Here is a 9,731-nt window from a genome sequence, read left to right as displayed (position 1 = left end):
CGACCACCGGGCGCCGGTCGCCAGGGCGACCTCCTCGACCACCGGGCGCCGGTCGCCGGGGCGACCTCCTCGACCACCGGTGGCTAGAGGGTTTGGAGCTTCTCCTCGATGCTCTTGGCGACCTTGTTGCCGAGCAGCTCGAGGCCGCCGTCGAGGAGCGGGTTGGCCAGCTTGGCCGCGCCGTGCGGCTCGAACTCGGAGTGGTAGGTGACGGCGGTGCCGCCGTCCCTCTCCTCGAAGGTGATCGTGTCGCGCAGGTCCAGCCCCGAGGCGGAGCCGGTGAGCTCGAAGACGCTGTTGGGCTCGAACCGCACCACCTCGTACTTCACCTCGCTCTCGTGACCGAGGAACTTCGAGACGTTCGTGTACGTCGTCCCGACGCCGCCGTCGCCGCTGGTACGCACGGTGGAGACCGTCGGCGGGTCCCACTCCTCGGTGTTGGTGAAGTCGGACAGGTAGGTCCAGACCTTCTCGACGGGCTGGGCGACGGTGATGGTCCGCTCGACACTGGGCATGAGCGGGAGGTACCCGCCCGGTGGGCCCGGAACCGGGCTCAGCGCTCGCAGGTGAAGATCCGGTCGCGCCCCGGGCCGCCGGCGCAGGTGTCGGTGCCGGCCCGGCCGATCAGCTCGTCGTTGCCCTTGCGGCCGCGCAGGACGTCGTCGCCCTTGTTGCCGTCGAGGGTGTCGGCGCGGCGCGAGCCGAGCAGGCGGTCGGCGTACGGCGAGCCCTGGACGGTCTCGATGCTGCGCAGCTTGTCGAGGCCCTCGCCGGTGTCCTGCCTGGCGTCCACGGCCAGGTCGACGACGACGCCGTCGGGGGCGTCGATGTAGCTGAGGTAGTCGACGCCCGGTCCGCCGTTGAGGTCGTCGTCGTCTGCGCCGCCCAGGAGGTAGTCGGCGCCGAAGCCGGCGATCGCGTCGTCGTCGCCCGGGCCGGCGTCGACGAGGTCGCGGCCGCCGCCGCCGAGCAGGACGTCGTCGTCCGCGCCGCCGGCGAGGATGTCGTTGCCCGCCGAGGCGTCGAGCCGGTCGGCGCCGGCGTCGCCGTACAGCAGGTCGTCGCCGGCGCCGCTGCGGAAGACGTCGTCGCCGCCGTTGCCGTGGAGGCGGTCGGCGCCGTCCCCGCTGTCGAACAGGTTGGCGTCCTCGGTGCCGGTCAGGTCGTCGTCGTACCTGGTGCCGTCGATGTTCTCGACGGCCTCGACGGTGTCGTCGCCGACGTTGCCGCCGTTGGTCTGCGGCGTGGTCCGGCCCAGGTCGATGACGATGCCGACGCTCGCACCGCCGTACCGGATCACGTCGGTGCCGTCGCCGCCGTCGAGGAGGTCGTCGCCGGTCTCGCCGATGAGCACGTCGTCGCCGGGGCCGCCGTGCAGGTTGTCGCCGAGGTTGCCGCCGGTGAGGGTGTCGTTGTCGCCCTCCCCGAACACGTCGTCGACGCCGGGGCCGGAGTCGACGGTGTCGTCGCCGTCGCCGGCGCAGATCAGGTCGTCGCCCCTGCCGGACTGGATGTCGTCGTCGCCGGGGGTACCGAGGATGACCGAGCTGAGGTTGCTGTCCGGGTCCTCGTGGTCGGGGTCGTTGAGGTCGATCGTCACCAGCTCACCGTCGCAGCGGGGCAGCGTGCCCGCATGGGCCGGGGAAGGGGCCAGGGTCGGGGCGGTGACGACGAGGAGGGCAGGCACGAGGGCGCGGAGCAGGGGGAGCACCCGGCCAGCCTGCCACGCCGGGCGGGTGGTGGGCGGACGGTCCGTCGGTCGGGTCGCCTCAGCCGACGCGGTCGCTCAGGTGCCAGGCGTTCTCGACCGCGGTGGCGACGCGCTCGCCGAACAGCCGGTGGCCGTTGACGTCCGGGTGCAGATCGTCATCCTGGTAGCTGAGGTCGAGGTCGAGCATGGAGAGGTACGTGGCGCCGTACTCCTTGCTCAGCCGGGCGAGCTCCTCGTCGATCCCCGGCACCTCCTCGACGCGGCTCGGCGCGTTGGCCGGCCCGACGATCAGCACCTCGCGGTCGCCGAGGACCTGCATCAGCCGGCGGAACCCGTCCTGGACCTCCGACATCGGCTGGTCGTAGTCGTTGAGCCCGCCCTCGACGACGACGTACTTCGTGCTCTCCAGCACCGACGTCTCCGCGCGGGTGGCGTAGTCGACGCCCGGGCAGCCGCTGGCGGCGTAGGAGAACCCGGAGCCGGAGAAGCCGTCGACGCGGACGCGGCCGGGGAGGTACGTCGGCCAGCTCTCGGCCGGCTTCACGCCGAGCCCCACGGAGTAGGAGTCGCCGATGACCAGGACCTCCGGTCCCGTTCCGGTCACCAGTGCACCTCGTTCCTGGGCTTGCGAGCGGTTGCCCGCGCAGACGTTGTGGGCGCCCGCGCGCGCGCTGAGCACGGCGATCACCGTCGCGACGAGCGCGACCACGATCGCCGCTGCGGCGATCCTTCCCCGAGTCTGCACGACGGAATCGTGCGGTTTCCGACCGGGATTTGTCCGACGAACGGCGAAACTGTGATCAGACCGCGTACGCCGACAGCTCGCCCGCCAGCGCCTCGGTCGCGCGTCCCTTGATCCGGGTGCCGTCGGCGGTGTGCTCGAGGTCGTCGATCTCGCCGTCGCGGTGGATCCGGTCGACGAGGTCGCCGCGGGCGTAGGGCACCAGGGCGTCGAAGGTGTAGGCGGGCCGGGGCAGGTCGCCCTCGATCGCCGTGACCGCCTCGGCGATGCCGGCGCCGGTGCGGGCGGAGACGGCCACCGAGTGCGGCTCGGAGCGCAGCAGCCGCTGCACGACGAGCGGGTCGGCGAGGTCGGTCTTGTTGACGACGACCAGCTCGGGCACGTCGCCGGCCCCGATGTCGGCGAGCACCTCGCGCACGGCGGAGAGCTGGCCCTCGGGGTCGGGGTGCGAGCCGTCGACGACGTGGACGATCAGGTCCGCGTCGGCGACCTCCTCGAGCGTGGAGCGGAACGCCTCGACCAGCTGGTGCGGCAGGTGCCGCACGAACCCGACCGTGTCGGACATCGTGTAGACCCGGCCGTCCTTGGTCTGGGTGCGGCGGGTGGTCGGGTCGAGGGTCGCGAACAGGGCGTCCTCGACGAGCACGCCCGCGCCGGTCAGCCGGTTGAGCAGGCTGGACTTGCCGGCGTTGGTGTAGCCGGCGATCGCGACGCTTGGCACCTGGTTGCGGCGGCGCTCCTGGCGCATCGTCTGGCGGGTGCCGCGCAGGGCCTTGAGGTCGCGGCGGAGCTTGGCGATCCGGTCGTTGATCCGGCGCCGGTCGGTCTCGATCTTGGTCTCACCGGGACCGCGGCCGCCGATACCGGCACCGCCGGCCACCCGGCCGCCGACCTGGCGGGAGAGGTTGCCACCCCAACCGCGCAGCCGCTGCTTCATGTAGTTGAGCTGAGCCAGCTCGACCTGCGCCTTGCCCTCCTTGGACTTCGCGTGCTGGGCGAAGATGTCGAGGATCAGGGCGGTCCGGTCGACGACCTTGACCTTGACCCGGTCCTCGAGGTTGCGGAGCTGGCTGGGCGCGAGCTCGCCGTCGCAGATGACGGTGTCGGCGCCGGTCGCCTGGACGATCTCGCGGATCGCGTCGACCTTGCCGCGGCCGACGTACGTCGCCGGGTCGGGGTTCTGGCGGCGTTGGTAGATGCCCTCGAGCACCTCCGCGCCGGCGGTCTCGGCGAGCAGCGCGAGCTCGGCCAGGGAGTTCTCGGCGTCCTGGACGGTGCCCTCGGTCCAGACGCCGACGAGGACGACCTTCTCCAGCCGGAGCTGGCGGTACTCGACCTCGGTGATGTCCTCGAGCTCGGTGCGCAGCCCGGCGACCCGGCGGAGCTGGTGGCGCTCGGCCAGGTCGAGAGCGCCGGTGCTCGCCTCGGGGTCGTCGCCGTCGGGCGAGACGTAGTCGTCCTCGGCGTAGCCGGACTCGAAGTCGTCGGCCTCGCTCACGGCGTCGTCGGTCTCGTCCCAGCTCGCGGTCTCGTCGAGCTCCTCGGAGAGGGAGAAGTCTTCTGCGTGGTTCGTCATATGCCGTTCAGCGTAGGTCTGCATGTGCACTAGTGCGAACCCGTTTCCGGGTCCAGGTGTTCCCGCGGTCGCCGCCGGGCGGCTGATGGGGGTCGCCGGGGCGGGCGGCCGGCCGCCTTTATGTACGTACATCAAGCTTGATGTACGTACATAAAGGCAGGCGCGGCTTGATGTACGTACATAAAGAACGCCACGCGGACCCCACGGTGGGCCGGCGGGCGGGCGATCGCCTGTGGACGGAGCGAGCTGCCGGTGGCGGCTGTGGAGAACCGCGGCGTTCGGTCGGCGGGGGTGGCCAGCATCGGCGCCATGGATCCGTTCACCAGGCCCGACTCACCCGACCTCGTCGACATGCTGACCGACGGCATGGTCCGGGTGCTGCGGTCGCGGGGGCTGCAGGAGTTCAGCATCGCCGCCTGCGCGCGGGCGGTCGACCTGTCGCCACAGGCGCTCAACGAGCGGTTCTCGGGGAAGTACGGCGCTCGAAGGCGCGTGCTCCAGCTGGTGGCGAATGCGTACGGCGCCCGGTGGTTGGAGTGGGTCCGCCCAGGACTCGAGGCGGACCCGCCGCTCATCCGGCTGCCCGAGAGCGACGAGGAGATCTCCGGTGTTCGCGTCTGGCTGGCTCTCGCCGAGCTCGGGCGTGGCGAGGGGCACGTCGGGAACCCGCACCTCGCCGGCCTGCTCTCCAGCTTCCGCGCCACCGAGGCCGATCTCGTCGGCGACGCCTTCCGGACCTGGACCGGCCTGCCGCCGAACCGGGTCCAGCTGACCATCCTCACCGCCCTCACCGACGGGCTGCGAGCCGAGCTCGCGGCGCCGCACGCCCGGATCGCGCACCCGGCGGCCGTGGACGCGATGGCGCGAGCGGTGGCGGATCTCGGCGCCATCCTCCGCCGCCGTCGTCCCGGCGTCGGCGTCCCCCAGGCAGCCTGATACGCACTTCTTGCGTGTCCGCAGTTTCTGCGGTACGGTTCGGCATGACCCAGGACGACCGCCCCGACCCGACGACCCTCGCCGCCGTACGCCGTGCGCTGGACGAGGCCGAGGGCCGGGATTCCGTCGGAGCCCTCCCCTACCTTCGGGAGGCCGCCGACCGACTGACCGAGCTGATCGACGAGTCGATGGCGGACGCCGTACTGAAGCAGAACGCCTCGCTGCGCGCTGCCGGCGCCAGTGCCGGACTGACGGAGAACGCCGTCGGCCCTCGGCTGGCGCGGACGCTGAAGCTCGGGGCGTACGCCGACGACCGGGGCCGGGTGACAGCGGCCGGCGTCGAGCGGGCGAAGTACGACCTGGAGCAGGGCACGCCGCGGCAACCGGCCGCGGCGCCCGCACCGATGCGGTTCAGGCCGCGTCGGCCCTCCTCGTGAGGGACTGGATGGGCACGGTCCGAGAGACGACCGAGCCCGGGACGGAGTGACGATGACGCGTGCGGACCTCACCCACCTCTACTTCCTGCTCGACCGGAGCGGGTCGATGCAGTCGATCAAGTCCGACATCGAGGGCGGCTTCGCCGCCTTCATCGAGGAGCAGCGCAAGACGTCCGGCGAGTGCCGGGTGACGCTGGCGCAGTTCGACGACGAGTACGACGTCGTCTACTCCGACAGGTCGCTCGCCGACGTCCCGCCGCTGGACCTCCAGCCGCGGAACATGACCGCACTGCTCGACGCGATGGGCCGGATGATCACCACCGCCGGCTCCGAGCTCGACGCCCTGCCCGAGGCCGAGCGTCCCGGCACGGTGATCGTCGCGATCATGACCGACGGTCTCGAGAACGCCAGCCACGAGTGGACCCACCCCGCCGTCCGGGCACTGGTCGAGCAGCAGACCAAGGGCTACGGCTGGCAGTTCATGTACATGGGCGCCGACCAGGACGCCGTCGAGGTCGGCAAGGGCCTCGGCGTCGCCGCCGAGGCCTCGGTGACCTACAGCCGCGGCAAGAGCAAGGAGGCGATGTCGATGGCGGGCGCCAAGCTGCGCGCCTACCGCGCCGCCAAGGCCGCCGCCCCCGCAGGCGCCCCCGCTCCGGTGATGGCGGCCTTCACCGCCGAGGAGCGCGACTCGCTCGCCGACTGAGGCGCGCGGTCAGGCCGTCGTACGACGCGACCGGGTGGCGAGGCTGACGACGCCGTACCCGATGCCCGCGAGGAGCGGCATCAGGACCGCGAGGGCGAGGTGGAACGCCACGTCCTCGCGGTTCACCACCCAGTCCATCCAGGCCATGTTGATGCCCGCGCTGCACCACAGGACGGCGATCCAGGCATAGGTGAGCCGGCGTGCGGACGCGACTGCGCCGCTGATCACCGGTCCGAGGAGCACGAGCGGGATGAACAGCGCGTCGAACCAGCCGAGCTCGCCGACGAGCTGGCCGAGGATCGCGGCGGCGACGAGGTTGGAGGTGAAGCGGGTCATGGCGACCTCCTAGGTAAGGCCGGAGGGTTCCGGTGCTCCCACGCTCGGCTTCGAGGCTCGCCTGGCGCATCGCTCGAGCGAGCGGGTCGACCCGATCTCACTCTCCAGAGCGACCCCACGGCGGCGGCGCGGTGGCTAGTTTCGGCCCATGCGCACTCTCCGGCTTCCGACGGCGCTGGACGCCGTGGTCGCGGGCGCGCTCGCGGTGGCGGCCCAGCTGGAGATCTGGACGCCGCGGCTGGTGCCGGGAGTTGGGGAGGTCGTCGGGACGCGGCCGGTGCTGGCGGTGACGGCATTGGTCGCGACGGTGCCGCTGGCCCTGCGCCGGAGGTACCCGCTCACGGTCCTGCTCCTCGTGCTCGGCGCGCTCGTCGCGCAGCGCGTGCTCACCACCCCCACCGACGGACTGGTGCTGCTCATCGCCGCGATGGTGGCGGCCTATGCGTCGAGCGCCTGGGCGAGCCCGGCCCATGCGGCGGCTGCCGGCGGGCTGATCGTGCTGGGCGCGGCCGGCATCGGCAAGGACGTGAGCGACGGCGTCTTCGTCGCGGTTGTCGTGGGCGGCGCGTGGCTGGTCGGGTTCGTCGTGCTCCAGCGGTCGACGGACCTCGCCCGTGCGCGCGACGACAACCGGGAGCTGGCCGACCGCCTCGCCGAGGCTGCGCAGCGGCTCGCCGAGGCCGAGCGGAAGCCTGCCTTCGAAGCCGCTCCGGAGCAGCTGGCGGCGCTGACGGTCCGCGAGCTCGAGGTGGTGCGCGCCATCGCCCGCGGCATGGCCAACGCCGAGATCGCGCGCGAGCTGTTCATCAGCGAGTGGACCGTCAAGACCCACGTCGCGAGCATCCTGCGCAAGCTCGGCCTGCGCGACCGGTCGCAGGTGGTCGCCGCGGCGTACGAGTCGGGTCTGGTGCGCCCCCGCCAGCAGTGAACGCTGATGGGTCTCGTGACGGTCGCTGCGCGACCTCCTCGACCATCCATGGTCCGGCCCGGCCACCGTCACGAGACCCCCCGGGACGCTACTTCGGGGGCATCCGGATGCCGCCGTCGACGCGGATGACCTCGCCGTTCATGTAGGAGTTGGTCAGGCACTCCAGCACCATCGAGGCGAGCTCGTCGCCCGTGCCGAGGCGCTTGGGGAACAGCACGTTCTGGCCGAGGTTGGCCTTGAACGCGTCGGCGGCCTCGCCCTCGCCGTAGATCGGGGTGTCGATCAGGCCGGGGGCGACGGTGTTGAGCCGGATCCCGGCGGCGGAGAGGTCGCGGGCGACCGGGAGGGTCATGCCCACGACGCCGCCCTTGGAGGCGGAGTACGACGCCTGGCCGATCTGGCCGTCGAAGGCAGCGACCGAGGCGAGGTTCACGATCGCGCCGCGGCAGCCGTCCTCGTCGGGGTCGTTCTGGCTCATCGCGGTCGCGGCCTGGCGGACCATGTCGAAGGTACCGATCAGGTTGATCTGGATGACCTTCGTGAACGCCTCGAGCGAGTGCGCCGACTCGACGGTGCCGTCGCGGCCGATGGTCCGCTGGGCCCAGCCGATACCGGCGGAGTTGACCACCGCGCGGATCGGGGCGATGTCGGCGGCGGCCCGCACCGCGGCGCCGATCTGCTCGGTGTTGGTCACGTCGACCTGGGCGAAGACGCCCTTGATCTCCTCGGCGAGGGCCTCGCCCTTGTCCGCCTGGAGGTCGGCGACCACGACGGTCGCGCCGCGGGCTGCGAGCTGGCGGGCACAGGCCGCGCCGATGCCCGACGCGCCCCCGGTGACGATGGCTGATGATCCGGTGAGTTCCATGCAGCGGAGACTAGCGAGAACGCGTTCTGGGTCTCGATACGCCCTCGCTCGTCCCTCGCGAGGGCTACTCGACCGACGACGTGCGTCAGCCGGCGGGTTCGCTCTCCGACGGGTGCTCGTCGCCGCCCTTGGAGGCCTCGGTGTCGGTGTCGTCCGGCTCCGTCGTCTCGTCGGGCAGCTGGTCGTCGGCGGTCTCGGGGTTCTTCTCCGGGTCGGGGTCGCGGCCGATCGTGGTGGTCTGGCCCGCACCACCGACCGTCGGTACGGCGTTCGGGCCGCCCGGGGCGGGCTCCGGCGGCTCGGCCTTCGGCTCGGGCCGGTGGGTCGTCTTCTCGTTCTCGTCCGGCATCTCGGTTCTCCCTCGCGTCCTGGGTGCCGCCGTTGCGGTATCCACGACGGCCCACTTCAACCGGGCCCGATCGGGTGGTTCAGAGCGAGGTGGTGCCCTCCGCGACGAGCACGGCGGGCCCGGACATCAGGACCCGGTCGTCGGCGGTCCAGGTGATCGTGAGGGTGCCGCCGGGCAGGTCGATCAGGTACGGCGTCCCGCGGTCGGCGCCGTCGGCGAGCGCAGCGGCGACCATGACCGCGCAGGCGCCCGTGCCGCAGGAGCGGGTCTCACCCGAGCCCCGCTCGTGCACCCGCATCGCCACGTGGGCGCGCGATCGGCGTACGACGAACTCGACGTTGACGCCGTCGGGGTAGACGTCCTCGTCGTGGACCGGGGGGTCGAGCAGCGGGCCGACGTCGGCGAGCTCCTCCCCCTCCCGCAGGAAGGCGACGGCGTGCGGGTTGCCCATGTCGACGTGCACCGCCGGCCAGGAGCGCTCGACGCCGTCGCCGACGACCGCGACCTCGGTCTCCTCGAGAACCTTGGGCGTACCCATGTCGACGGTGATCTCGCCGTCCACCGCGCCGTCGGCGAAGGTGAGCGTCTTGACGCCGGCCCGGGTCGCGATCGGCAGGGGGCCGCTGGGGTCGACCAGGCCCTCACGCGCGAGGTACCGCCCGAAGACCCGGATCCCGTTGCCGCACATCTCCGACAGCGAGCCGTCGCTGTTGCGGTAGTCCATGAACCACTCCGCGTCCTGCCCGCGGCCGTCCTCGATCGCGGCCGTGCGGATCACCCGGAGCACCCCGTCGCCGCCGATGCCCGCGCGCCGGTCGCACAGCGCCCGCACCCGGTCGGCCGCGAGCGCACCGTGCACGGTGCCGTCGACGTCGGGCAGCAGCACGAAGTCGTTCTCGGTGCCGTGACCCTTGAGGAAGGGGTACGGCGCGGCGGTGGTCACGGATCAAGGGTAGGGGTGCCGGGGGTTTCGAGGCTCGGCGCTGGGGCGCCTCGCACCTCAACCACCGGCAGAGTCGGCGCTGGGGCGCCTCGCACCTCAACCACCGGCAGAGTCGGCGCTGGGGCGCCTCGCACCTCAACCACCGGCAGAGTCGGCGCTGGGGCGCCTCGCACCTCAACCACCGGCAGAGTCGGCGCTGGGG

Annotated in this window: 12 protein-coding genes; 4 read left to right on the top strand and 8 right to left on the bottom strand. The window is 72.2% G+C overall.

The window, feature by feature from the left end:
• Window positions 1-83: 83 nt before the first annotated feature.
• Genes ABD709_RS00745 through hflX form a run of 4 tightly spaced genes read right to left on the bottom strand, consistent with a single transcriptional unit; the run spans window position 84 to window position 4,029 of the window.
• Window positions 84-515 (bottom strand): SRPBCC family protein, encoded by a 432-nt coding sequence (locus ABD709_RS00745; RefSeq protein WP_344771856.1) that lies wholly within the window; start codon window positions 513-515, stop codon window positions 84-86.
• 38 nt (window positions 516-553) lie between these two features.
• Window positions 554-1,711, bottom strand: coding sequence for a calcium-binding protein (locus ABD709_RS00740; RefSeq protein WP_344771855.1), 1,158 nt, complete (start codon window positions 1,709-1,711; stop codon window positions 554-556).
• Window positions 1,712-1,769: 58 nt separating this feature from the next.
• On the bottom strand, window positions 1,770-2,456 hold the full coding sequence (locus ABD709_RS00735; protein ID WP_344771854.1) for an SGNH/GDSL hydrolase family protein: 687 nt from the start codon (window positions 2,454-2,456) through the stop codon (window positions 1,770-1,772).
• Between the two features lie 55 nt (window positions 2,457-2,511).
• The gene (hflX, locus tag ABD709_RS00730; protein ID WP_344771853.1) at window positions 2,512-4,029 is read right to left on the bottom strand and encodes a GTPase HflX; all 1,518 of its coding nucleotides are present in this window, start codon (window positions 4,027-4,029) and stop codon (window positions 2,512-2,514) included.
• Window positions 4,030-4,338: 309 nt separating this feature from the next.
• Between hflX and ABD709_RS00725 the strand changes: the two genes are divergently transcribed.
• From ABD709_RS00725 to ABD709_RS00715, 3 genes are read left to right on the top strand one after another with little or no spacing between them, the layout of a single operon-like run.
• Complete coding sequence (locus tag ABD709_RS00725; protein ID WP_344771852.1) at window positions 4,339-4,965, top strand: hypothetical protein; 627 nt, start codon at window positions 4,339-4,341, stop codon at window positions 4,963-4,965.
• A 44-nt stretch (window positions 4,966-5,009) separates the two neighbouring features.
• Complete coding sequence (locus tag ABD709_RS00720) at window positions 5,010-5,402, top strand: hypothetical protein (protein ID WP_344771851.1); 393 nt, start codon at window positions 5,010-5,012, stop codon at window positions 5,400-5,402.
• A 52-nt stretch (window positions 5,403-5,454) separates the two neighbouring features.
• Window positions 5,455-6,108, top strand: a complete 654-nt coding sequence (locus ABD709_RS00715; RefSeq protein WP_344771850.1) for a vWA domain-containing protein — start codon at window positions 5,455-5,457, stop codon at window positions 6,106-6,108.
• A gap of 9 nt (window positions 6,109-6,117) precedes the next feature.
• Here the strand turns inward: ABD709_RS00715 and ABD709_RS00710 are convergent, their stop codons facing one another.
• Window positions 6,118-6,444 (bottom strand): hypothetical protein, encoded by a 327-nt coding sequence (locus tag ABD709_RS00710; RefSeq protein ID WP_344771849.1) that lies wholly within the window; start codon window positions 6,442-6,444, stop codon window positions 6,118-6,120.
• A gap of 148 nt (window positions 6,445-6,592) precedes the next feature.
• On the opposite strand from ABD709_RS00710, the gene ABD709_RS00705 reads away from it, so the two are divergent.
• Complete coding sequence (locus ABD709_RS00705) at window positions 6,593-7,372, top strand: LuxR C-terminal-related transcriptional regulator (protein WP_344771848.1); 780 nt, start codon at window positions 6,593-6,595, stop codon at window positions 7,370-7,372.
• Window positions 7,373-7,460: 88 nt separating this feature from the next.
• Here ABD709_RS00705 and ABD709_RS00700 read toward each other — a convergent pair whose 3' ends face one another.
• From ABD709_RS00700 to dapF, 3 genes are all read right to left on the bottom strand, one after another.
• Complete coding sequence (locus ABD709_RS00700) at window positions 7,461-8,237, bottom strand: SDR family NAD(P)-dependent oxidoreductase (protein ID WP_344771847.1); 777 nt, start codon at window positions 8,235-8,237, stop codon at window positions 7,461-7,463.
• 85 nt (window positions 8,238-8,322) lie between these two features.
• Complete coding sequence (locus tag ABD709_RS00695) at window positions 8,323-8,586, bottom strand: hypothetical protein (RefSeq protein ID WP_344771846.1); 264 nt, start codon at window positions 8,584-8,586, stop codon at window positions 8,323-8,325.
• Window positions 8,587-8,665: 79 nt separating this feature from the next.
• On the bottom strand, window positions 8,666-9,529 hold the full coding sequence (gene dapF / locus ABD709_RS00690) for a diaminopimelate epimerase (protein WP_344771845.1): 864 nt from the start codon (window positions 9,527-9,529) through the stop codon (window positions 8,666-8,668).
• Between the last annotated feature and the right edge of the window lie 202 nt (window positions 9,530-9,731).

The organism is Nocardioides panacisoli, assembly GCF_039537325.1.
Taxonomy (GTDB): Bacteria; Actinomycetota; Actinomycetes; order Propionibacteriales; family Nocardioidaceae; genus Nocardioides; species Nocardioides panacisoli.
This window is presented reverse-complemented; position numbering and strand designations above follow the sequence as displayed.